The organism is Dethiobacter alkaliphilus AHT 1, from assembly GCF_000174415.1.
Classification (GTDB): Bacteria; Bacillota; Dethiobacteria; order Dethiobacterales; family Dethiobacteraceae; genus Dethiobacter; species Dethiobacter alkaliphilus.
In genome coordinates this window covers 151,879-174,411 of sequence record NZ_ACJM01000003.1, presented here as the reverse complement: position 1 = coordinate 174,411, position 22,533 = coordinate 151,879, and the positions used below count along the sequence as shown (strand labels likewise).

Below are 22,533 nucleotides of genomic sequence, written 5' to 3'. Positions count from 1 at the left end.
AAGTAGCAAAAGGCTTACAATAATCTAAATATTTAGAAAATTCAAATAAGGAGGGATGGGAGTTTTGGATAGGCAAAAAGGGAATGTGGTGACGGGGCCTGTCCGTATGCCGGCTGCTGCCATGGGGGATTTTGTGGACTCAATGATTAAACAGTTCCCGGTTGTGGCGCCGGTAGCTAAGGGGAACGAGTTTGTGTTCAGGAATATTGGCAGTGGGGATGAGTTGGCAGAGGAGTATCAGCCCACTATTTTGCCGCCGAAAAAAACTCTGCAGCAGCCTGTGGAAACAATTTTTTCTTTTGAAAAACAGCAGGTGCAGGAAAGTAAGGGTCAGTGTACCAGTCTGCAGGGTGAAAAGATCTGTTTTACAGATGATTCTGCAGATAAGGGGAAGAAAGTACTGTTTGGGGTGCGTCCCTGTGACGTCCACTCCTTCTTCGTGTTGGATGAGGTCTTTTGCGGAGAAATGTCCGACCCCATTTATTGCGAGACCCGGCAAAACACGTTAATTGTTGCTGAAAACTGTGTAACACCATGCCGCAGTGGCTTCTGTTATTACCTGCAGACCGGTCCCGGTCTCTCCAGGGGGTATGACCTGCTATTAACCAAATTGGATGACCAGTATCTGATAGAGGTGGGCAGTGATGACGGGGCGGAGCTGTTAAGTGATATGGGCATGCTTTCGGAGGCGCCGGGTTATATGTTGGATGAAAAAGAAGAACGGTTGGGGACAGCCAGCCGCCGCCTGCCAAAACATATTCTGACCCGTAACCTGGATGAGTTATTGGAAACCAATACGGAGCACCCTGTCTGGGAAGAACTGCGCCAGCGGTGTTTGGGATGTGGTACGTGTACCATGGTTTGTCCCACCTGTTTTTGCTACAACGTCTATGACAAGCTGGATTTGAATTTAAGCAGCGGTGTGCGGCAGCGGGAATGGGATTCCTGTAAGCTGATGGAGTTCTCCCAGGTTGCCCTGGGGCATAACTTCCGCAAGGACAGGGAGGCACGGGCCCAGTGGCGCATTTACCATAAGCTGCTGTATCAGCAGCAGCAGTTTAATAAAACCGGTTGTGTGGGCTGCGGACGTTGTATCCATTCCTGTGTGGTGGATATTGATTTAACAGATGTAGCGGCTACTCTGGGAGGTGAGTAACTTGGCCAATCCGTTAATTCCTCATTCTGCTGTTGTGTTGGATGTGGTTGCAGAAAACGCCGACACGTCCACTTTCACTCTGCAGTTTACTGAAGAGGAGAAGAAAGGGGATTTTGCTTTTCAGCCCGGCCAGTTTAACATGCTAAGCATGTTTGGTGTGGGAGAGGCTCCCATTTCTATCAGCTCCGACGGTTGCTCACCGGATACCTTTACCCATACCATCCGCCATGTGGGCAGTCTTACGAAGATGTTTTCCCGCTTAAAGAAGGGAGACCTGATTGGTATCCGTGGCCCTTACGGTACCGGGTGGCCAATGGATGAAGCCAGGGGTAAAGATGTACTGATTGTGGCCGGCGGCATCGGTCTGGCTCCCCTGCGCCCTGCCATTTATGAGATTCTCAGAAATCGCGGGGATTATGGTAAAGTGGAGTTGCTCTATGGTGCCAAGAATCCGGGGGAAATGCTTTTTACCCGTTATTTTGACGATTGGAGCAAAGATTTTACTGTACATTTAACGGTGGATGATTCTTCGGAACATGCCGACTGGGCTCACGGTACCGGGGTTGTTACCAAGCTGTTTGAGATGATGGACAGTACTCCAAAAGACACGGTGGTGATGACCTGCGGTCCGGAAATCATGATGAAGTATGTGGCAAGTGGGCTGCAGCAAAGGGGTTTTGACCCGTCACAGACCTTTGTTTCCCTGGAACGCAAGATGCACTGCGGGATAAAAAAATGCGGCCGCTGTCAGGTTGGGACCAGTTTTGTCTGTCAGGACGGCCCTGTTTTCCCATACAGTGCTGTGGCAAATCAACCGGCAAAAATAGTCGGTGCGCTGGGGAGGGTGTAATTATGGCTGAATTGCCGAAAGTAGCGATTTTTAAGTTTGCCTCATGCTCCGGCTGCCAGTTGGAGTTTTTAAACCTGGAACCTGTCCTCCTTGATTTGCTGGGGTTGGTGGACCTCACCCATTTTGTTATGGCCCGGCGGGAGAATAAGCCCGGACCCTATGATATCGGTTTTGTGGAAGGATCTATCGTTAATCCGGAGGATATCGAGCGCCTGAAGCAGGCCCGGCGAGACTGCGGGTTGCTGGTGGCAATCGGAGCCTGCGCCTGTCATGGCGGGCTGCAGTCACTGAATAACGGCACACCGCAGCGGGAGGTGGAGGCCCGGGTATATGAACATCCCGCTGAAGTTAGTTCTTTAAAGTCCTATCCCGTTGATGAGTATGTGGATATCGACGCCAAACTTAGCGGCTGTCCCATTAATAAAAATGAGTTGGTGGAGTTTGTAAAAAGCGCTCTGCTTGGCGTAACACCGCGCATCCGTCCCCATTGTGTCTGCGTGGAGTGCAAGCTCTCGGAAAACGTCTGTCTCACCGTCAGTGAGAAAACCCCTTGTATGGGTCCGGTTACACGGGCAGGCTGCGGAGCGCTTTGTCCCGCCAGGAGCACTGCCTGCACAGGCTGCCATGGCCCATCCAGCGAGGCCAACGCAGCATCGCTTAGGGAGATGTTTGCCGAGCTGGGCCTGCAAAAGGCAGATATTGACCGGAATTTCCAGAAGTATGCCGGGTTGGATATGGACTTGCGCAAAAGGGAGGGATCCCGATGACCAATCGCTCCATTAAAGTGGATTATATCAGCAGGCTGGAAGGGGAAGCGGCGCTGGATGTAAATCTGGTTAACGGCACCATAGAAAGCCTTAAGCTAAATGTCTTTGAACCGCCGCGGTTTTTTCAGAACTTCCTTGTGGGCAGGAAATACCGGGAACTCCCGGATATCACCGCCCGCATCTGCGGCATTTGTCCGGTGTCGTACCAAATGACCTCCATCAATGCCATTGAACATGCCTTTGATGTGGAGGTCAGTGAGCAGACCAGGCTGTTGCGTAAATTGTTTGCCCTAAGCCAGTTTATCCAGAGTCATGTCTTACATGTCTTTATGCTGGCTGCGCCCGACTTTCTCGGTTATGAGAGTGTCATTTCCATGGCCGAAGATTTTCCCGATGAAGTAAAGCTGGCTCTGGACTTAAAGCGGCTGGGCAATGACATCACCGCCTTAATCGGTGGACGGGAAGTCCATCCCGTTACACCGCGGGTGGGTGGTTTTTCCGATCTTCCTTCCCAGGAAGCACTGAAGCAGGCTGCAGAAAGACTGGAAGCGGCTCTGGAGGGCGGTATGGCAGCGGCAAAGCTGGTGGGCGGGCTTTCTGTTCCTGACATGTCTTGGGATTTTACCTCGGTGGCGCTCTCAGATAAGAAGGAATATGCGGTAAACGGCGGCCGGCTGGTCTCCGACAACGGCCTGGATATTGACCCGGCGGATTACCGGGAATTCCTGCATGAAGCACATGTGAGTCCTTCCCATGCGCTGCACTCCTCTTTGTCCGGAAATTCGTTTCTGGTGGGTCCGCTGGCGCGGGTGAACCTTAATTTTGACCGGCTCTCGGGCAAGGCCAAAGAAGCTGCCGCTTTGACCGGTGTCAGCTTCCCCTCCAAAAACCCCTTCCACAGTGTGGATGCCAGGGTAGCGGAGTTGGTCCACAGCATAGAAGAGTCTTTGGAGATAATTGACGCTTTGGGTAAGCCGGTACCGGAGAAAAACGGCTACATTGTGCGTCCCGGCTGTGGGGCTGCCATCACTGAAGCGCCGCGGGGTATTTTATCTCACAGTTACTGCTTTAACGAACTGGGAGTGGTGGAAGAGGCGGATATTGTGGCCCCCACATCCAGGAATGTGAAGAACATGGAAGAAGGTTTACGGCGCTTTATCCCGGAGCATCTGGATCTCTCCGATGAAGAGCTGACCTTAAAATGTGAGATGTACATCCGCAATTACGACCCCTGTTTTTCCTGCTCCGTTCATTTCCTGAAACTGAGGATTAACAGATAATGACTGCTAAAACAGTGATAGTGGGCTGCGGCAACGGCCTTTGCGGTGATGATACCGCAGGCCTTGCCGTGGCCGCTGCTCTTAAGGAGGTTAAACTGCCGGAAGGGGTAGAGCTGGTGGAGGCAGGGATGCCGGGGGTGGGCTTGTTGGATATTTTGGCAGGCTTTGACAAAGCTATTATTGTGGATGCGGTGATGTCTGAGGGTGAAGTGGGCAGCGTACTGTCGTTTCACTTAGATGCCCTGGATACGGCCAGGCCGTGTTCTTCTTTGCACGGCTTTTCTGTGGCGGAAACATTATCTTTGGGGATGGTGCTGCATCCGGAGCGGCTTCCCAAACAAATTGAATTTGTGGGCATTGAAATTGACCCGGTAAATCTTGGCCCGGGAAAGAGCATGTCTTTGCCGGTACAGGATGCGGTGGCCGAAGCGGTTCAAAGGGTCATGGATTTGCTCTCCCAGGAAGGCTTATCTGTGTAAGGAGCTGATATTTTGCATGAATTGTCCCTGATATCCGAAGTTATTGAACAGGTCAGCCGGGACGCCTGTGAGCGCGGTATCGAAAAAGTAAATTCTGTTACACTGACAATTGGCAGTCTTTCGCATGTTCAGCCGGATTCACTGCAGTTTTGCTTTGATTTGGCTAAACAGCAAACCATTTTACACGATGCTGCCCTGGAGATTATTAAAAAAGAGGGCAATCAGCTGGAAATCGTGGAGTACGAGGGGGAACAGGCCCATGGCGAACACAGTTGTTAAAGTAAAACTGGCCCGGGATTTACGGGCCAAAAACAAATCGGAGGCCGCCGAGCTCCGTTCTCTTTTTAAGCGGCACGGCGTTTGTGTTCTAAACATTCTGGGCAGCCCCGGCGCAGGCAAGACCACCCTGCTGGAAGAAAGCCTGCCTAAGTTAAGCACTGATCTGCGCATCGCCGTCATTGAAGGTGACCTTTATACGGCCCGGGATGCAGAGCGACTGGCCCAAAGTAACATACAGGTGGTACAGATTAACACCGAGGGAGGGTGTCATCTGGATGCGCCCATGATTGGCGGCGTGGTCAGCGATTTGCCCCTTTCCCAACTGGACTTATTAATTATTGAAAATGTGGGGAACCTGGTTTGCCCCGCCGGTTTTGACCTGGGTGAGGATGCCACGGCGGTGGTCCTCAGCGTAACAGAGGGAGACGATAAACCGGAAAAATACCCGCAGGTATTTAGAGAAGCGGATGTTATTCTTTTAAGCAAAACAGATCTGCTTCCCTATGTGCCGTTTAACCTGCCGGAGGTAAGAGATGTGCTGCATTCCTTAAATCAAAAGGCTCCGGTATTGGAACTGTCGGCCATAAAAGGCGATGGTTTTGTTTCCTGGCTGGACTGGGTAAGACAACTTGTAGAAAAGAAGAGAGGCGAAACCCATGGCTGTGAATCTGCCCGGGCCCGGTAAAGCGCAGCGGATGCGCCTGCGCGTTGAAGTCAGCGGTGTGGTACAGGGCGTAGGGTTTCGTCCCTATATATATCGTGAAGCGGTGAAGCGCTCTCTAAAAGGATGGGTTCTCAATAACAGACAAGGCGTGGTGATGGAGGTTGAAGGTTCTGCTTTAAGCGTGGATCAGTTTCTTGCGGAACTGAAACAATGTTCGCTGCGGCTGGCCCGCATCAATGATATCCGCTGTACCGTCATTGATACTGCCGGTGACCATAAGTTCATCATTCGGGAGAGCGGCTCTGAAGGTGACGGTGTGCCCCGCATCCCCGCCGATGTGGCAGTCTGCCCCAGTTGCCGGGAAGATATCCTGTCACCACACAACCGGCGCCACCAGTATCCTTTTACCAACTGCACCGATTGCGGGCCGCGCTATACAATTATTCAGGGCGTACCTTACGACCGTAAAGAGACCACCATGTCCGGCTTTGCCATGTGTGAGGAATGTGAAGAGGAATATCATAATCCTCTAAACCGGCGGTTTCACGCCCAGCCCAACGCCTGCCCGCAGTGCGGACCTCAGGCTGCGCTCTGTGACAGCAAGGGAGAAACGGTGCCGGGACACTGGCGGGAGAAGACCCTTGCTCTGCTAAAAGCGGGACATATTTTGGCCGTTAAAGGCCTGGGTGGATTTCACCTGGCCTGTGATGCAAAAAACCCGGAAGCTGTTCAAACCTTGCGGTACCGTAAAGGACGGCCGGCTAGGCCCTTTGCGGTGATGTGCCGCGATGAAGCCCTGGTGCGCCGTTATTGTTCTGTAGATGAAAAAGAAGCAGAGCTTCTGGACTCCCCGGAAGCTCCCATTGTGGTGCTCAGGCGCCGGCCCGGCTCTATTTTGCCAAAAGGCCTGGCTCCCAAGGCAGGCACACTGGGCGTGATGCTGCCCTACACACCGCTGCACCATCTACTCTTTGATCAGGACTTGGAGATGCTGGTGATGACCAGCGGTAATGAAACCGGCCTGCCCCTGGCCAAAGACACCCAGGAAGCATTGCGTGATTTAGGAACGGTGGCAGATTTTTTTCTGACCCATAACCGGCCAATTCATAAACGCTGTGACGATTCCCTGCTGCAGGTAATTCAGAAAGTCCCGCATCTGCTGCGGCGCTCCCGGGGGTACGTCCCGGCATCCATTCCGGTACCCGTACCTAACAACTCTGCCCAGGTATTTGCAGCCGGCGGGGATCTTAAAAACTCCTTCTGTTTCCTAAAGGACGGCCATGCTTACCCCGGCCCCCATATCGGGGATTTGGCCTATGCGGAAACACGCCGCGTCCATCTGGAAGCGGCGGGAGAACTGGCTGAGATGTTACAGGTTGAGCCAACCATTGTGGCCTTTGATTGTCATCCCGGCTACCACTCGGCAGCCTTGGCCGCCAAAAAGCCGGGAACCCATGAGACGGTATGGCATCATCATGCTCACCTGGCCTCCTGTATGGGAGAAAACTACCTAACCGGCCCGGTAATTGGTGTGATATGTGACGGCACCGGCTATGGCCGGGACGGTACAATCTGGGGCGGTGAAGTACTCAGTGGCGATTATTTGGACTTTGAGCGGGAATTCCACCTGGAGCCGGTACCCCTTCCCGGAGGAGAAGCGGCAGTACGCCACCCCTGGCGGATGGCCGTCTCCTGGTTATGGCAAAGTACGGGGGAGGAAGGTGTCACACTGGCAAAAGCACTCTTTGCCGACAAGGAAAGAGAGATAGACCTTTTGTCCACCATGCTTAAACGAAAAGTAAACTCTCCCATGGCCTCCAGCTGCGGCAGGCTCTATGATGCGGCGGCGGCACTTTTAGGTATCTGCCGGGAAAACACCTATGACGGCCAGGCACCCATGGAGCTGGCAGAAGCTGCCCTGGGCCATGAGCGAGGTACTTATCCCTTTACCATAGAAGGAAAAACCATCAGCTGCAGTACACTAATGCATAGTCTTGCCGAAGATTTTCTGCGCGGCAAAGATGCGGGAATGATTGCTGCAGCTTTTGAAGCAACCATTGTGGAGATGTTTGCCGCTGCGGTGGAGCGGGTCAGGCAGAAAAACGGACTGGACCGGGTTGTTTTAAGCGGTGGCTCGTTTCAGAACCCTTATTTGCTCACCGCGCTCAGGACACGGTTGCAGGCGGCAGGTTTTCAGGTTTATACACAGCGGCAGGTGCCGGCAAATGACGGCGGCCTGGCTTTGGGCCAGGCACTGGTGGCCGCATGGAGGAGGACGGTCTGATGTGTATCGGTATGCCTTGTGAGGTAATTGAAAACAGCGGTATGTGGGGGACTGTAGATTATTGCGGAAACCGCATGGAAGTGATGATGACTTTGGTGCCCAAAGCGGTTCCAGGCTCCTGGGTACTGGTTCATGCCGGCCTGGCTATCCAGCAGATAGACCTGCAGGACGCAGAAGAAACACTGGCCCTGCTAAAGGAGTTGGAAGGGCATGAATGAACAGACGGTTTCAGCCCTGATCCACAGGATAAAAAGCAATATTACACAGCCGCTGCGCCTGATGGAAGTTTGCGGGACCCATACCACCGCCATTGGCCGCTGTGGTATCCGGTCCCTGTTGACCCCGGAGCTGGAGCTGGTCAGCGGCCCCGGTTGTCCGGTGTGTGTCACCTCGCAGTACGACCTGGACCAGATGATTATGCTCTCACGCCAACCCGGCGTCACCATCGCCACCTTTGGCGATATGCTGCGCGTTCCCGGCAGTGAAACTACACTGGAATTGGAGAAAGCCGCCGGTGCAGATGTTCGTGCAGTTTATTCACCCTTTGAAGCGGTAAAAATGGCACAACAGGAACAAGACCGCCAGTTTGTTTTCCTGGGCGTAGGTTTTGAAACCACAGCCCCGGCCATTGCCATGTCAGTGGAGTTAGCCCGCCAATACGGCCTGGATAATTACTCGGTTTTCTCCTGTGTGAAAACCATGCCTGCTGCTCTGCATGCCCTGCTTGGTGGAGGTAAGTCCTCATTACACGGGCTGATCCTGCCGGGCCATGTCAGTGCGGTAATCGGCAGGAAGGCCCAGGATTTTGTGGCCTCCCATTATCATTTGCCCGCCGCTGTCACAGGCTTTGAGTTGACAGATATCCTGACTGCTGTTTTAGCTTTGGTGGAAATGGCTACAAAGGATGAGGCAGCTGTGGTGAACTGTTACCCCTCTGTTGTTCGGGAGGAAGGAAATCCCCAGGCCAGGGCGCTAATTGAGAAAGTCTTTGCCCCAAGTGATGCCAACTGGCGCGGCCTGGGCCTTATCGAGCAAAGCGGCCTGTCTTTGCGCCGGGAGTTGACCCAGTTTGACGCCCGCCTGCGCTTCCCCGTAACACCTCAAGATACCCCGGAAAACTCTGCCTGCCGCTGTGCCAATGTTCTTTTGGGTGAAATTACCCCTCCCGACTGCGCACTGTTTGGCAGCAAATGTAATCCTCTCTCACCGGAAGGACCTTGTATGGTTTCTTCGGAAGGGGCTTGTGCAGCTTACTTCCGTTATGAACGAAAAAAGGCGGTGACTCTATGAGCCGGGTAACCCTGTCCCACGGGGACGGCGGTGCCTTTTCCGCCCAACTGGTACAAAACCTGTTTCTTCGCTATCTATGGAACCCCTATCTGGAGCACTTATCTGATGCTACCATACTACCCACGCCTAACCGCGCCTTAGCAGTCACCACAGATTCCTTTGTTGTCCAACCGGTCTTTTTCCCCGGCGGTGATATCGGTAAACTCTCTGTTTGCGGCACCATAAACGATTTGACAGCGGGGGGAGCAAGGCCCATGTATCTTACTGCCGCTTTTATTCTGGAAGAGGGGTTTTTGCTCTCCCAGTTGGAACAGATTGTGGCTTCCATGGCCCAAACCGCCAAGGAATGCGATGTGGCGGTGGTGGCGGGAGATACAAAAGTAGTGCCCAGGGGCCAGGCCGACGGGATTTATATTAATACTACGGGAATCGGCCAGGTCTACAGGGGACTGAAGCTCTCCCCTCGGGAAATACAGCCGGGAGACGCAATTATCGTTTCCGGCACTTTGGGCGACCATGGTATTGCCGTTTTGTCAGAGCGCGAAGGCCTGGCCTTTGAAACACAAGTAAAAAGCGACTGTGCACCTCTAAGCAGCTTGCTGTCCGCAGTGGAGGATTTATTCCCCGCTGTGCGCTGGTTGCGGGATCCCACTCGCGGCGGCGCGGCCGCCTCCCTCAATGAACTGGCTCAGGCTGCCGGGGCCGATATAATTTTGCAAGAGCGCCACATACCAATCCGGCCACAGGTTAAGGCCGCCTCAGATATGTTAGGGCTGGATCCCCTTACTCTGGCCAACGAGGGAAAAATGCTGTTTGTAGTCCAAAAGGATTCAGCAGCAGATCTATTAAACATGCTGCAAGCTCATCCCCTGGGCGCCGATGCGGTAATTATCGGAACGGTGGCCTCCGGCAGCGGGGAAGTACTCATGAAAACTGAAGCAGGGGGCACTCGCCTTGTGGAAATGCCGGCAGGCATTCCAGTGCCCAGAATATGCTGAGTAGAAAAATTGTCTCTTGATTCCGGTTCTTTTCCATGGTAAATTAGAACTACTAAAACAAAATACTTCCAGGGGAGCCTGCCTAAGCAGGCTGAGAGTGGGATGTGTTTCCCTGACCCTCATAACCTGATTTGGGTAATGCCAACGTAGGGATGGTTCCGGTTAAACTTTAAGCAAATTCCCTGTGAATTTGCTTTTTATTTTCCGGTAAGTAATTTATATGTAGTTAGCAAACCGGCAGCGTAAACCGTGCCTAGCTTGAACTACAGGTTATGAGGGAGCATTTATGCTCTCTTTTTTAGTTCCCTGAAAAAAGAAAGGAGTACGCATGATTATTAACGGCACAGAAAAAGACTTTCCCGAGGGCATCACAGTTGCAAAGCTATTGGAAGAGCTGTCCCTTGACCCTAACAAAGTTGTGGTGGAAGTGGATCAGCAAATTGTCCCCAAAGATGAGTACCGGCAAAAAAAGCTTAGCTCCACAGCTGCGGTGGAGTTAATAAGCTTTGTAGGTGGAGGTTGAGATGCAGATTTACGTTAATGAAAAAGCACTGACAATAAAAGAAGGCCAGACTTTGCACGATTTAAAGGAAGAGATTAAAAAGGACGCAGACGTGCTGGTCTATAACGGCTTTATTACTAAGGAAAATCCCATACTGCAGGAAAATGATCGGGTAGTACTGATTAAAAAGGGAGAGATGCCTTCCATGGAAGAAATGGAGGCCATGCTCCTTTCCAGGCATACTCCCGGTGTGCATGAAAAGGTTAAAAACTTTAGCGTAGGCATTGCCGGCCTGGGAGGCCTGGGCTCCAACGCCGCCATGTCCCTGGCCAGAATCGGCATCGGCAAGCTTTTGCTGGTGGATTTTGACGTGGTAGAACCCAGCAATTTAAACCGCCAGCAGTATTTCATCCGCCATATCGGCATGAAAAAAACAGAAGCCTTGAAAGACTTAATTCAGGAGTGCAATCCCTTTGTGGAAGTGGAAACAATAGATACTTTCCTGGATGAAAGCAACATGGCAGAGATCTTCAAAGATGTGGATATTATCATGGAGGCCTTCGATAATGCGGTATCCAAGGCCCTTCTCACAAACACGGTGCTGACCAAAATGAAGGATAAGAAGTTGGTGGCCGCCTCCGGCATGGCAGGCTTTTTTTCCGGCAACAGCATCACCGCCAGAAAAGCGGGAAAAAACTTTTTCCTCATCGGCGACGGCGTAAATGAAGCAAGGCCCGGCCAGGGGCTTATGGCTCCCCGGGTTTCCATAGCCGCCAACCAACAGGCCAATACCGTACTGCGCATTATCTTAGAAGAAGAGGGGGAATAGCTATGGATAAACTGCAAATTGGTTCTACAGAACTGGAAAGCAGGCTTCTTATCGGTACCGGAAAATACTCATCCAATGAAATACTGCCACAGGTTATAGAAAGCAGCGGAACCCAAGTGGTAACCGTTGCTCTAAGAAGGGTGGATATTACCTCCAGTGAGGAAAACATCCTAAACTTCATCGATAAAAAAATAACTCTCTTGCCCAACACCTCCGGTGCAAGAACTGCAGAGGAGGCCGTACGTATCGCCCGGCTGGCACAAGCCGCCGGCTGCGGCAACTGGATTAAAATTGAAGTCATCTCCGATAACAAATATCTCTTGCCCGACAATTACGAAACCATCAAAGCAACGGAAATCTTGGCCAAAGAAGGCTTCGTCGTTCTCCCTTATATGAACCCGGATTTAATGGATGCCAAAAGGATGGCCGATGCCGGAGCGGCGGCAGTAATGCCTTTGGGAGCGCCCATTGGCAGCAACAGAGGCATTAAAACAAAGGAAATGGTGCGCATTCTCATAGATGAAATGAATCTTCCCATCATCGTGGATGCCGGCCTTGGCGCCCCCTCCCATGCCGCAGAGGCCATGGAGATGGGAGCAGATGCGGTGCTGGTCAATACCGCCATAGCATCCTCGGGTGATCCGGTAGCCATGGGGGAGGCCTTTAAACTGGCCACCGAAGCGGGAAGAAAGGCTTACCTTTCCAGATTAGGACCGCAAAGAACAGTTGCCGAGGCATCCTCACCCCTCACCGGGTTTTTGAGGTGAGCTGATGAGTGCTTATGAAAAAATCGCCACATATGAGACACTGGACTTCGCTGCCTTTTTTGCTTCGGTAACCGAAGACAGAATACGCTACGCTCTCATCAAACCCAGCATCAATGAAGAAGACTTTCTCTGCCTTCTCTCTCCACAGGCCGAAAACTATCTGGAAGAGATGGCTCAGAAAGCTCACAAGATAGCTCTAAACCAGTTTGGCCGGACCGTGGTCCTATACACACCCATGTATCTTGCCAATTACTGCGTCAATGCCTGCACCTATTGCGGCTATAACTCCAGCAATGAAATCAAACGCAAAAAACTCTCTCTTGAAGATGCAGAAAAAGAGGCCCTGGCCATCCGCAACCAGGGGTTTCGCCACATTATCCTCCTCACCGGAGAATCCAGAACCCATACTCCTGTCTCCTATATCAAAGACTGCATCTCCCTCATTAAAAAATACTTTAGCTCCATTTCCATCGAGATCTATCCACTGGAGCAACAAGAGTACCGCCAACTAATTGAAGCAGGCGCCGACGGCCTCACCATTTACCAGGAAGTCTATAACAAAGACACCTACAAAACGGTACACCCCAAAGGCCCCAAAAGCAACTACCAATACAGGCTGGAAGCAGCAGAAAGGGCAGCAAAATCGGGAATTCATTCGGTAAGCATCGGAGCGCTGCTGGGCCTGTCCCCCTGGCGGCAGGAAGCCTTCTTTACAGGGTTGCACGGCCAATACCTCCAGGACAACTATCCTGCCCTGGAACTTACCCTTTCCACCCCCAGAATCCGCCCTCACAAGGGTACCGAAACAAAGATTTACGAAGTGACGGAAAAGAACCTGGTGCAGGCCATGCTGGCCTATAAAATCTTCCTGCCAAGAGCAGGCATCAATATCACCACCAGGGAAAGCGCCGAATTCAGGGACAACCTGATCCCTCTTGGCGTTACCAAAATGTCTGCCGCCGTTTCCACTCAGGTGGGCGGCCACAGCATTGAAGACAAAAGCACAAGCCAGTTTGACATTGCAGACGGCAGAACGGTGGAGGAGATAAGGTGTGCCATCAGAGAGAAGGGCTATAATCCCATTTTTAAGGACTGGGAACCGTTTTGAAAAACAAACTCTTTGTTGTAACCAACAGAAAACTGGTCAAAGACGGCACCCTCTGCGATGCCGTTAACAGAGCGTGCCCCTTTGCCGATGCCATCATTTTAAGAGAGAAAGACCTGAGCCACCAGGAACTTCTGGATTTGGCCCAACAGGTAAAAAAGATTACCGACTCCTACAACACTCCCCTGATAATAAACAACAACCTTCAGGTTGCTGGGCAAATTGAAGCTTTTGGCTATCACAGCGGCATTAAAAACTACCGACAGGAAAATGTCCGCACTAGGCTGGGCTTATCCATCCACACAATCGAAGAAGCACTAACCGCCCAAAAGCTGGGAGCAGATTACATTATTGCCGGCAATATCTTTAAAACAGACTGTAAGCCCGGCCTGGGGGGAAAGGGCCTTAGTTTTGTAGAGGCCGTTACCAGCAGTGTTTCCATTCCCGTAATTGCCATCGGCGGAATTAGTACAGACAATGTTTCGGCGGTAATTAAAGCGGGAGCCCACGGTATTGCCGTCATGTCTTCTGCCATGGAAGATGCGGACGGCAGTTACCTAAAAAGCCTGAGAAGCAGACTGGAAGAAATATAATATAAGATATGTTTGTTTAGTAAGCCAACAAGGGTCATTTTAATTGGAATTTAAGAAAGCCGGCCTTCATTTTTTGCAGGCCGGCTTTCGGTGTGCTTCTCTCTGAGTATCTGCTATTAATAGAAAATAGGTGACAACATCAGTAAACGTTAAGAATGACAACCCCTGCGGTGACCAATGTGGCGCCCAGGACTAAACGGAAGCTGATCCTGTCTACTTTTTTTAGCAGGAGACAGGAAAACAGGATGGCAAAAAGCGGCTGAATGTTGCGGATGGCCACCGCCTGCCATACCGGTATGAAATTAAATGAAGCTAAAAGAAAATAACTGCCCAAAAGCATTCCCGTGCCCGAAACAGTGTAACACAACAGGCTGCGGCGGCTGATCTGCTTAATATGAAGCAGGTTTTTTCTTTTAAAGAGGAGAACTGCGGTCACCACAAAAAAAGCCGTGCCCTGGTAGACAAATAAAGCGGTATTGGTGGTTGCCCCCATGGTCATGGCAGTTCCTCTGACAACCTGGGATAGTGCAATGCATACACCGGAAAGGATCGCCAATAAACCTCCGGCCAGTTTTGTTTCCAATACTTTTGTTGTTTCTGCATGGCCGTGATAACCTACAATCAGAATACCGCCAATAATCATCAGAACCGAGATAATGCCCAACAGGTCCGGTATGTCGCCCATAAAGACCACGCCAAGCAATGCTGCAAACAGAGGATTGGCCCCGGTCCACAGTGCTGAAGTATGGGAAGCACCAATTTGTGCTATGGCAGTAGAGAAAAGAAAAGCGCCGGCAAATGGTCCCAGTATCCCGGCCACCACCAGCAACAAAATATCAGTCAGGGAAAGCTGCATTAACTCCTGGACAAAGGGATAGCCGAGCAGGGTCGCTACCACTGCACCGATAATAAACAGCATTAAGCAGGTTGAAGAAACAATGAACCGTACATCCCAGACAGTACCCGGTTTTTCTCCCAACAGACCTTTGCGGATAAAGATATTATCTAACGTGAAACTAAGTGCTGCAAATAATGCCAGAACTCCGCCCATGGCGAGCAAAACACATCCTCTCAAGTCAAAAAACTATGTCATGTAAGCCTGGAAAAACTTTTCCGTACAGGGGTTAGCCCCGCCAATTTTCTAATCTAAGAGTTATTCGCCCTTTGCCTGAAATTATCCTTTGTTAAGCCTCTTTAGTCACTGTCTGTCTTTAATAGGGCACACAATTTGAACTTTCTGTGCTTTATTGAGACACTACCAGTCCAAATGTAGGCTGGTTTTTTGAATACTTATAAAAAACGGTGATATCTGGTACAAGCAGTGGCATATAGTGATGGTAACGCAACGTATCATAATCTGTCATTGGGAGGAATTAGAGTGCTGCTGCATATTGAGCAAAAAGCATTGGACTATTTGCGAAAAAACGGCCATGTACTGACCATTGATTATGAAAGAACAGAGGGAGAAGGCGAGGATGCAGGCAAAGCTTTCCCAAAGATAGTCCTGGGCAAACCGGAAAACATGGATTTGTTTAAACTGATTACACCCCATGATCTCCAGGTCTATCTTAACGAAGAGCTAATACTGGAGAACTATGGCAAAACCGTCAAGATCGCCTTTGAGAAAAACCTGTTCTCAAAAAAACTTAAAATGCTGGAGATTTAAAAAATAACGCCCGCGGGCGTTATTTTTTTGCCAGTCTTACTCACCGAGAATATAGGAAATCAGAATCCCTAAATGCAAATTAAGCAAGTCTTCTGAGTTATCCAGGTCTCTGCCGGTTAAACCGGCTATTTTATTCAACCGGTATTTAAGGGTGTGTCGGTGGATAAACAGTTTAGAAGCCGCTTCTTTAATATTGCGGTTCTCATCCAGATAGACCTTCAATGATTTTAGCAGTTCCCCGTTGTTTTTCCGGTCATCTTCCACGATTCTTTCCACCGTATCCCGGTAAAAAGCATTCAGTTCCGCCTCATTCTCACTTAGAAGCAGACGGAACGCTCCCAAATCGGAGAAACGGAAAATTCCGCGGTCATCACCGATCTTTTGTGCAATCCTCAGCGCTTTTTCTCCTTCTGCAAAGCTTTTTGCCAATTTCCCCAGCTCCCGGTAAGGTCGGCCCAATCCGGCCGACACCGTTACCCTTTTCATTTTCTGCTCTATTTCTTCCTTAAGTTCCGTGGCCAGCTCCACATCGGCATCGCCAAAGAGAAACCCTTCTTCAAGGATCAGCACAATTACCGTGGCGCTCTGCAGACGGCAGATGCTGTGAATGTTCTTTTGCTGCAAAGCCTCCTGAATCAGAGATATTAAGTCGGTTTTAATCTGGATAATTTCCGGCTCGGAGAGCTCCTCCAGCGTTTCAAACTCATTGGCCTTAAAAAGCATAAACACACCGCGGTGAATGGATTCGTACCCCAGAAAACGTGCCCGCCTGAGCACTATCTCTTCAGAGGGATAATTGCCGGATAGCAAATCATCCAGAAAGTCGCCTTTAAGGCGGTCCTCGGTATCCCGGACCGCCGCTTCTTTTAAAAGCACCAGGGAACAAAGGGTGGCCGCCTGATAGAGCGCCGCCAAGTCTAACTCACTGAAAGTTTGGCTGTCTCCCACCGCGGATAAATAGGCAGTAACGGTATCACCGGACATGACCGGTGCGATAATCTGGGCAGAGACATGCTTTGACTCTGCTACCTCCGCGGCCTTTTTATCCTTTTCCAGCGAATCAAGAATACCGTATTTGCGCAGCCACTGAAATTCTTCCTCTATAGCCTCGGATGTATCTGCTTCACCGCCATCGGAGAGCACTCCGCCTGCCAACAGGCGGTAGCTGTTGTCAACAAGCCGTACTTTCCTGTCCAGGAGTTCGGCCAGAACAGAAAGGATTTCGGAGAGCCCTTTGTTTTTTAACACCAGTTGTGTCAGTCTGTGCTGCAGTTCCTGGGAATCAGAGAGAACCTGAAACTGGTGGTTAATCAGCCGGGTGAGTATAGCTTTGGACAAGTTGGCAAACATGGTATCCCTCGGCAGTTCCACAACGGGCAGATTGTGCAGGTTGGCCTGCCGCAGTATAACCGAGGGAATTTCTTGCAGATAATACCCAGTCTGGATGGCCAGGCAGGCCAGGCCCTTTTCCACCAGATGAGGGATAAGCTGCTGCTGCAGTCCGGGATTATCCTTTAAGCCAAAAGCTGTGGTAATTAAAAGCTCGCCGTCCCGGGACACATTCAGCTCTTCCAGAATCTCCAGGATATTGACCCATTTAATTTTTCTTTCCAGGCCGCCCCATCCGGCACGGACCTTTGCGTCTCTTAAAACATCCAGGTGGAGCGCTTCATGTACTGTTAAAGTCATGGTTTTCCTCCGGATTTATAATCTGTTAATAAAAGTATTCCCCCTAAACCCACTGCATTCCTGCCTTGGTTATACATGATGTATAAAAGAACCGCCATATTTTCCTGTACAGGTACCATAGTAAATCACACCAGGGTATGTTACTTTGAAAACAGAGATAAAGGCCCATCAGGCCTGAAAAGAGGTGTAGATACAGATATGGAATGGAGGAGCGCCAACCTGATACTGGTCAACGGAAATATCATCACCATGGATGGGCACCGCCCTTGCGGCAGCGCCCTGGCAATCAGTGACAACCACATTCTGTTTGTGGGCGGTTCCAGGGAAGCGCTATCCTTTGCCGCCCCCGGCGCCACCGTCATAGATTTGATGGGCCGCACGGTCCTGCCAGGTCTGATTGACAATCACTGCCACTTTATGCAAACCGGCTATGCGGCAAACGATGTTGACCTGCAGGGCAAAAACACCATTGCCGCGATAAAAGAAGCAATAGCCATCGCCGCCCGCTATTTTCCCTCCGACTCCATGATTCGCGGTTATGGCTATGACGATTACCTTTTCCCCCAAGGAATACCCCCCTGCCGCCATGACTTGGATAAAGTAGCGCCAAATCATCTTGTCTGGCTAAGCAGAGTGGATTTACACTCTTCCGTTGTTAACACCCCACTGCTAAATAGCATGGAAATTCCCCTGGACACTCCGGGCCTGGAACTGGATAAAAAGGGTGAGCCCACCGGCCGTCTGCGCTCGGAGGCGGACCGTTTGGTCCGGGAATATAACAGCAGCCTGATTGGTTCCAAAACCAGAGGCGCAGCCCTGCGGGAAGCGGTGCGGCAGGCTCTGCGCACCGGTGTCACCACCGTCTGTGCCATGGAGGGGGGAGACGAGTCACAGGATAAGGATGCCGAGTTCTTACTGCAGCATCAAGAACAGGTACCCATCCGGTTAGAAGTTTTTTACCAGACAACGGATGTGGCTAGAGTGGTGGATCTGGGACTGCCGCGCATCGGCGGCTGCATTCTGATAGACGGCTCCTTTGGTTCCAGAACCGCAGCACTGTTGGAACCCTATGCCGATGACCCCCAAAACTCCGGCTACCTCTATTTTGAGCAGGATGAACTAAACCACTTTGTGGAAGAGGCCCATACCGCCGGCCTGCAGCTTTCCATGCATGTAATCGGAGACAGAGGCATTGAAATGATGCTAACCAGCCTGGAGAAGGTCCTCAGTAAATACCCCCGCCTGGATCATCGCCACCGACTGGAACATTTTGAACTTCCCACACCGGAGCATATCCGGCGGGCAAGAGATTTGGGCCTTATCCTGTCGGTCCAGCCCGCCTTTGAATATTTCTGGGGTGGAGCAGACAATATGTATGGCGAGCGTCTGGGACCTGAGAGGGTAATGCGTACCAACCCGCTGCGTACCATGGTGGATCAGGGTCTGGTCCTTGCCGGCGGCTCCGACTCCGCCGTAACCCCCATGGATATCATCCTGGCCATTCATGCCGCCGTGAACCATCCCAACAAAGAGGAATGCCTGGAAGTTTTCCAAGCCATCAGGATGTTTACCTTACACGGAGCTGCAGCCCTTTTCAGGGAAAAGGAATTGGGCTCCATCACACCGGGGAAACTAGCCGATATCATTGTCCTGGCCGAAGACCCTTGTTTTATCACAGCGGGAAACTTAAAAGACATAAATGTGGATCTCACCATTGTGGCAGGAAAGATTGTTTATGACCGTGGAGGGGCAGTACCCCTCTTTGATATAGGAGCTTAATTAATAATCAGGGGAGGGAAGTTCAATGGAACTGCGTTTGGACAGAGAAAAAATAATAAGAGCAAGAGAACTTTCCCAAGGGATTGTAGACGAGGTGATGAGCTACATCCACAACCATACCACAGTATCTGTGGAGCGGGCCTATCTGCGCCTGTTGGGCATAGACGGCATCGATGCCAACGGAGTACCGCTGCCCAATGTAGTGGTCAAACAACTGCAGGACGCTAATGCCCTGTCCCGTGGCGTCTGTTACTGGATGGCCAATGCCATGCACAATCACGGCCTCACTCTGCAGGAAGTGGCAGAACAGGCAGCCCGTGGTAAACTAAATCTTCTTACCGGCAAAGAGAATAACCCCCAAATAGTACTGCCTCTGCTTGAACGTTATGCAGAAAACGCCATCCAAAAGATTGATCACCAAAGAAAGGAAAGGCAGCGCCTGCAGCAGGAACTGGGCCAAGGCCGGGAGCCCCTGCTCTATATCATTGTGGCCACCGGCGATATCTACGCCGATATTGAACAGGCCAAAGCCGGCGTAATGCAGGGCGCCGACATTGTGGCGGTCATCCGCCACACCGCCCAAAGCCTCTTTGACTATGTACCCTACAGCGCCACCGACGGCGGCGTGGGCGGCACCTATGCCACCCAGGAAAACTTCCACATTATGCGCCAGGCCATGGACGATGCGGGCCGCCAAGCCGGCAAATACATCATGGTCACCAATTACTGCTCCGGGCTCTGTATGCCGGAAATCGCCGTCATGGGCGCCATGGAGCGGTTGGATGTAATGCTAAACGACTCCATGTACGGCATAATCTTTCGCGATATCAATATGCGCCGCACCCTCATCGACCAGTACATCTCCCGTATGCTAAACGGTTATGCCGGCATAATCATCAACACCGGCGAAGACAATTACCTCACCACCGCCGATGCCTACGAAAAAGCCCATACCGTCATCGCTTCCCAGTTCATAAACGAACGCTTCGCTCTGGAAAGCGGCCTTAAAGAAGAACAAATCGGCCTGGGCCACGCCTTTGAAATCAGCCCCAACAAAAAAGACAGCCTCTTAATGGAATTAGCACAGGCCCAGCTGGTCCGCCAACTGTTTCCCAACTCGCCCATTAAATATATGCCGCCCACCAAACACATGACCGGCAATATCTTCAAAGGCCACGTGCAAAACACCCTCTTTAACCTCACATCCATCCTCACCGGCCAGTCCATTCACCTGTTGGGTATGTTAACGGAAGCTTTGCACACTCCACACCTGCAGGACCGCTACCTCAGTGTGGAAGGTGCCCGATACGTCTTTGACGCCGCCGGCAGCCTCGCCGACGAACTGGTAATCAAACCCGGCGGACAGATGGAACAAAGAGCAGCTCAGGTACTAACCGATGCCGTTGACATGTTAGAAGAAATCAATTCCCTTGGCCTGATGAATGCCATCAGCCGCGGCATGTTCGCCGATATCGCCCGCCAGCCCGACGGCGGCAAAGGTCAGGAAGGGGTAATTACCAAATCCCCGGATTATTACACTCCTTTTATCGAACTGCTGCGGGAAAGGAGGGCGACTCATGGATTTAAAGCGAGTTAAACCTTACGGCGACACCCCAAACGACGGCGCCACCCAACTGTCCTTCACACTCCCGGTACCCGCCGGCGACGAAGCTAAGGAGGCGGCTCGCCAACTAACAGCTAAGATGGGCTTCAGTGAACCCCGCATAGCCCATATGCAATCCCTGAGCCCCGACTTCACCTACTTTATCGTCTACGGCTCCTGCCAGGCCACGGTAGACTACACCGCCATCCACGTACCCCGCGCCGAATTCCCCGCCCTCACACCCCAGGAGGTAAACGCGTCTATCCAGCAAACCCTGGGCCGCAAACTAAAAGCCATCGGCGCCTGCATCGAAAGCGATGCCCACACCGTAGGCATTGATGCCATCATGAACATGAAAGGCTATGACGGCCACAAAGGACTGGAAAGCTACACAGAAATTGAAGCCATCAATCTGGGAGCCCAGGTATCCTGTGAAGAACTCCTGGCCACCGTCCTGGAACAAGGAGCGGACGCCCTGTTAATCTCCCAGGTGGTTACCCAAAGAGACATCCACATCAAAAACCTGACCCGACTGGTGGATATGCTGGAAGCAGAGCAAATCCGCGAAAAGATAATCCTGATAGTAGGCGGCCCGCGCATCAGCCAGGAACTGGCCAAAGAACTGGGCTACGATGCCGGCTTTGGCCCCGGCACCTTCGCCGGTGACGTGGCCTCCTACCTGGTTCACGAACTAAAACAAAGAAATAAAGGAGGTACCTGAGCATGGAAACAACTTCTTTTATCAGAGTACGAATGAGTGAGCACGATGCCCATTACGCCGGCGGTTTGGTAGACGGCGCCCGCATCCTGAACCTCTTTGGTGATGTGGCCACAGAGCTTCTCATTAAACAAGACGGCGATGAAGGCCTCTTTGTGGCCTACGACAGCGTAGAGTTTGTGGGCCCGGTCCACGCCGGAGACTACATTGAAGCCTTTGGCAAAATTACCAAAGTGGGCAACACTTCCCGCAGAATGGAGTTTACCGCCCAAAAGGTTATCCAACTTACCGGGGACAAAAACCAACCTTCAGCAGCAGAAGTACTCCAGGAACCCATTGTAGTAGTAAGAGCCAGCGGTACCTGCGTTGTCCCCAAAGACAAACAGCGCAAATAGAAGGGGGGGATCCTAAATGGATAAGGTAATCATCACAGTAGCACCGGTAGGCGCCGAAGCCACCCGCGACGACAATCCCAACCTGCCCTTAACCCCCACACAAATAATCGAAGCCGTCTACGAATCCTGGCAGGCCGGAGCAGCCATTGCCCACCTCCATGTTCGCGACCCCCAGGGCAACCCCACCCAGGATCCGGATATCTTCCGGCAGGTCATTGAGGGAATAAAACAAAAGTGCGACATCATCATCCAGGTCTCCACCGGCGGCAGTACAGACATGACTCCCCAACAACGCGCGGCCCCCCTTACCCTAAAGCCGGAAATGGCCACCCTGACCACCGGCACGGTAAACTTCGGCAGCGAAATATTCTCCAACCCTTTTCCTTTAATCACCGACTTTGCCAATAGAATGAGGGAAAACAACGTTGTGCCGGAAATTGAAATCTTTGATACCGGTATGCTGGACACCGCCCTGGTACTCATCAAAAAGAACATTATCTCCCTACCCCTGCACTTCGACTTCGTCCTGGGCGTTCCTGGCGGCATGTCCGCCTCCGCCCGCAACCTGGCGTATCTGGCAGACCGCATCCCCGAGAACTGTACCTGGTCGGTGGCCGGCATCGGCCGCCACGAACTACCCCTGGGCACCATGGCCTTGGCCATGGGCGGCCACGTCCGGGTAGGCTTTGAAGATAACGTCTACTACGAAAAAGGAGTACCGGCAGCAAGTAACGCCCAACTGGTGGCCCGCATTACCCGACTGGCCCAAGAACTAGGCCGCACCCCCGCCACACCCAACCAGGCCCGTAAAATCCTTGGTCTCCCACTCTAAGTGAGGCG

At 51.7% G+C, this 22,533-nt stretch carries 24 protein-coding genes and 1 riboswitch; of the genes, 22 read left to right on the top strand and 2 right to left on the bottom strand.

Annotated features, from left to right (window positions below; translation table 11 throughout):
* Nucleotides 1-64 precede the first annotated feature (64 nt).
* The 16 genes from DEALDRAFT_RS04175 (at nt 65) to DEALDRAFT_RS04100 (ending at nt 13,843) form a co-directional block, all read left to right on the top strand.
* On the top strand, nt 65-1,156 hold the full coding sequence (locus tag DEALDRAFT_RS04175; RefSeq protein WP_008515180.1) for a 4Fe-4S dicluster domain-containing protein: 1,092 nt from the start codon (nt 65-67) through the stop codon (nt 1,154-1,156).
* Nucleotide 1,157: 1 nt separating this feature from the next.
* Nucleotides 1,158-2,006, top strand: a complete 849-nt coding sequence (locus DEALDRAFT_RS04170) for an FAD/NAD(P)-binding protein (protein WP_008515179.1) — start codon at nt 1,158-1,160, stop codon at nt 2,004-2,006.
* Between the two features lie 2 nt (nt 2,007-2,008).
* Nucleotides 2,009-2,773, top strand: a complete 765-nt coding sequence (locus DEALDRAFT_RS04165; protein ID WP_008515178.1) for an NADH-quinone oxidoreductase subunit B family protein — start codon at nt 2,009-2,011, stop codon at nt 2,771-2,773.
* Nucleotides 2,770-4,053 (top strand): Ni/Fe hydrogenase subunit alpha, encoded by a 1,284-nt coding sequence (locus DEALDRAFT_RS04160; RefSeq protein ID WP_008515176.1) that lies wholly within the window; start codon nt 2,770-2,772, stop codon nt 4,051-4,053. Before DEALDRAFT_RS04165 ends, DEALDRAFT_RS04160 begins: the two co-directional genes overlap by 4 nt.
* Complete coding sequence (locus DEALDRAFT_RS04155) at nt 4,053-4,532, top strand: hydrogenase maturation protease (RefSeq protein WP_008515174.1); 480 nt, start codon at nt 4,053-4,055, stop codon at nt 4,530-4,532. Before DEALDRAFT_RS04160 ends, DEALDRAFT_RS04155 begins: the two co-directional genes overlap by 1 nt.
* 12 nt (nt 4,533-4,544) lie before the next feature.
* Nucleotides 4,545-4,811, top strand: a complete 267-nt coding sequence (locus DEALDRAFT_RS04150) for a hydrogenase maturation nickel metallochaperone HypA/HybF (protein ID WP_008515172.1) — start codon at nt 4,545-4,547, stop codon at nt 4,809-4,811.
* The gene (gene hypB / locus DEALDRAFT_RS04145; RefSeq protein ID WP_008515171.1) at nt 4,792-5,496 is read left to right on the top strand and encodes a hydrogenase nickel incorporation protein HypB; all 705 of its coding nucleotides are present in this window, start codon (nt 4,792-4,794) and stop codon (nt 5,494-5,496) included. Before DEALDRAFT_RS04150 ends, hypB begins: the two co-directional genes overlap by 20 nt.
* The gene (hypF, locus tag DEALDRAFT_RS04140; RefSeq protein ID WP_008515169.1) at nt 5,468-7,759 is read left to right on the top strand and encodes a carbamoyltransferase HypF; all 2,292 of its coding nucleotides are present in this window, start codon (nt 5,468-5,470) and stop codon (nt 7,757-7,759) included. Before hypB ends, hypF begins: the two co-directional genes overlap by 29 nt.
* Nucleotides 7,759-7,977, top strand: coding sequence for a HypC/HybG/HupF family hydrogenase formation chaperone (locus DEALDRAFT_RS04135; protein WP_008515167.1), 219 nt, complete (start codon nt 7,759-7,761; stop codon nt 7,975-7,977). Before hypF ends, DEALDRAFT_RS04135 begins: the two co-directional genes overlap by 1 nt.
* Nucleotides 7,970-9,049, top strand: coding sequence for a hydrogenase formation protein HypD (gene hypD, locus DEALDRAFT_RS04130; RefSeq protein WP_008515166.1), 1,080 nt, complete (start codon nt 7,970-7,972; stop codon nt 9,047-9,049). The genes DEALDRAFT_RS04135 and hypD overlap by 8 nt, the downstream gene beginning before the upstream one ends.
* Nucleotides 9,046-10,047, top strand: a complete 1,002-nt coding sequence (hypE, locus tag DEALDRAFT_RS04125) for a hydrogenase expression/formation protein HypE (RefSeq protein ID WP_008515164.1) — start codon at nt 9,046-9,048, stop codon at nt 10,045-10,047. The genes hypD and hypE overlap by 4 nt, the downstream gene beginning before the upstream one ends.
* Nucleotides 10,048-10,107: 60 nt before the next feature.
* Nucleotides 10,108-10,218, top strand: a riboswitch (TPP riboswitch).
* 157 nt (nt 10,219-10,375) lie between these two features.
* On the top strand, nt 10,376-10,570 hold the full coding sequence (gene thiS, locus DEALDRAFT_RS04120) for a sulfur carrier protein ThiS (RefSeq protein ID WP_008515162.1): 195 nt from the start codon (nt 10,376-10,378) through the stop codon (nt 10,568-10,570).
* 1 nt (nt 10,571) lies between these two features.
* Nucleotides 10,572-11,378 (top strand): sulfur carrier protein ThiS adenylyltransferase ThiF, encoded by an 807-nt coding sequence (gene thiF, locus DEALDRAFT_RS04115; RefSeq protein WP_008515160.1) that lies wholly within the window; start codon nt 10,572-10,574, stop codon nt 11,376-11,378.
* A 2-nt stretch (nt 11,379-11,380) separates the two neighbouring features.
* A complete protein-coding gene (locus DEALDRAFT_RS04110) occupies nt 11,381-12,145 on the top strand; it encodes a thiazole synthase (protein WP_008515158.1) in 765 nt (254 codons plus the stop codon).
* A 4-nt stretch (nt 12,146-12,149) separates the two neighbouring features.
* Nucleotides 12,150-13,253, top strand: coding sequence for a 2-iminoacetate synthase ThiH (thiH, locus tag DEALDRAFT_RS04105; RefSeq protein ID WP_008515156.1), 1,104 nt, complete (start codon nt 12,150-12,152; stop codon nt 13,251-13,253).
* Nucleotides 13,250-13,843 carry a thiamine phosphate synthase gene (locus DEALDRAFT_RS04100; protein WP_008515153.1) on the top strand — a complete coding sequence of 198 codons (594 nt, stop codon included), beginning with the start codon at nt 13,250-13,252 and terminating at the stop codon, nt 13,841-13,843. Before thiH ends, DEALDRAFT_RS04100 begins: the two co-directional genes overlap by 4 nt.
* Before the next feature lie 139 nt (nt 13,844-13,982).
* Here the strand turns inward: DEALDRAFT_RS04100 and DEALDRAFT_RS04095 are convergent, their stop codons facing one another.
* Entirely contained in the window at nt 13,983-14,894 is a 912-nt protein-coding gene (locus tag DEALDRAFT_RS04095) for a DMT family transporter (protein WP_243441137.1), read from the bottom strand.
* 327 nt (nt 14,895-15,221) lie between these two features.
* Here DEALDRAFT_RS04095 and DEALDRAFT_RS04090 point away from each other — a divergent pair, with 327 nt between their 5' ends.
* Nucleotides 15,222-15,509 carry a hypothetical protein gene (locus DEALDRAFT_RS04090; RefSeq protein ID WP_008515149.1) on the top strand — a complete coding sequence of 96 codons (288 nt, stop codon included), beginning with the start codon at nt 15,222-15,224 and terminating at the stop codon, nt 15,507-15,509.
* Nucleotides 15,510-15,545: 36 nt separating this feature from the next.
* On the opposite strand, the gene DEALDRAFT_RS04085 is transcribed toward DEALDRAFT_RS04090, so the two are convergent.
* A complete protein-coding gene (locus DEALDRAFT_RS04085) occupies nt 15,546-17,198 on the bottom strand; it encodes a PucR family transcriptional regulator (RefSeq protein WP_008515148.1) in 1,653 nt (550 codons plus the stop codon).
* Between the two features lie 198 nt (nt 17,199-17,396).
* Here DEALDRAFT_RS04085 and DEALDRAFT_RS04080 point away from each other — a divergent pair, with 198 nt between their 5' ends.
* The 5 genes from DEALDRAFT_RS04080 to kce are packed head-to-tail and all read left to right on the top strand — an operon-like array spanning nt 17,397 to nt 22,525.
* On the top strand, nt 17,397-18,977 hold the full coding sequence (locus DEALDRAFT_RS04080) for an amidohydrolase (protein WP_008515147.1): 1,581 nt from the start codon (nt 17,397-17,399) through the stop codon (nt 18,975-18,977).
* Nucleotides 18,978-19,002: 25 nt separating this feature from the next.
* Nucleotides 19,003-20,574, top strand: coding sequence for a lysine 5,6-aminomutase subunit alpha (kamD, locus tag DEALDRAFT_RS04075; protein ID WP_008515146.1), 1,572 nt, complete (start codon nt 19,003-19,005; stop codon nt 20,572-20,574).
* Nucleotides 20,555-21,301: a lysine 5,6-aminomutase subunit beta gene (kamE, locus tag DEALDRAFT_RS04070; protein WP_008515145.1), complete on the top strand. Its 747-nt coding sequence runs from the start codon at nt 20,555-20,557 to the stop codon at nt 21,299-21,301. The genes kamD and kamE overlap by 20 nt, the downstream gene beginning before the upstream one ends.
* A 2-nt stretch (nt 21,302-21,303) precedes the next feature.
* On the top strand, nt 21,304-21,693 hold the full coding sequence (kal, locus tag DEALDRAFT_RS04065) for a 3-aminobutyryl-CoA ammonia lyase (RefSeq protein ID WP_008515144.1): 390 nt from the start codon (nt 21,304-21,306) through the stop codon (nt 21,691-21,693).
* A gap of 16 nt (nt 21,694-21,709) precedes the next feature.
* Nucleotides 21,710-22,525: a 3-keto-5-aminohexanoate cleavage enzyme gene (gene kce / locus DEALDRAFT_RS04060; protein ID WP_008515143.1), complete on the top strand. Its 816-nt coding sequence runs from the start codon at nt 21,710-21,712 to the stop codon at nt 22,523-22,525.
* Nucleotides 22,526-22,533: the final 8 nt, after the last annotated feature.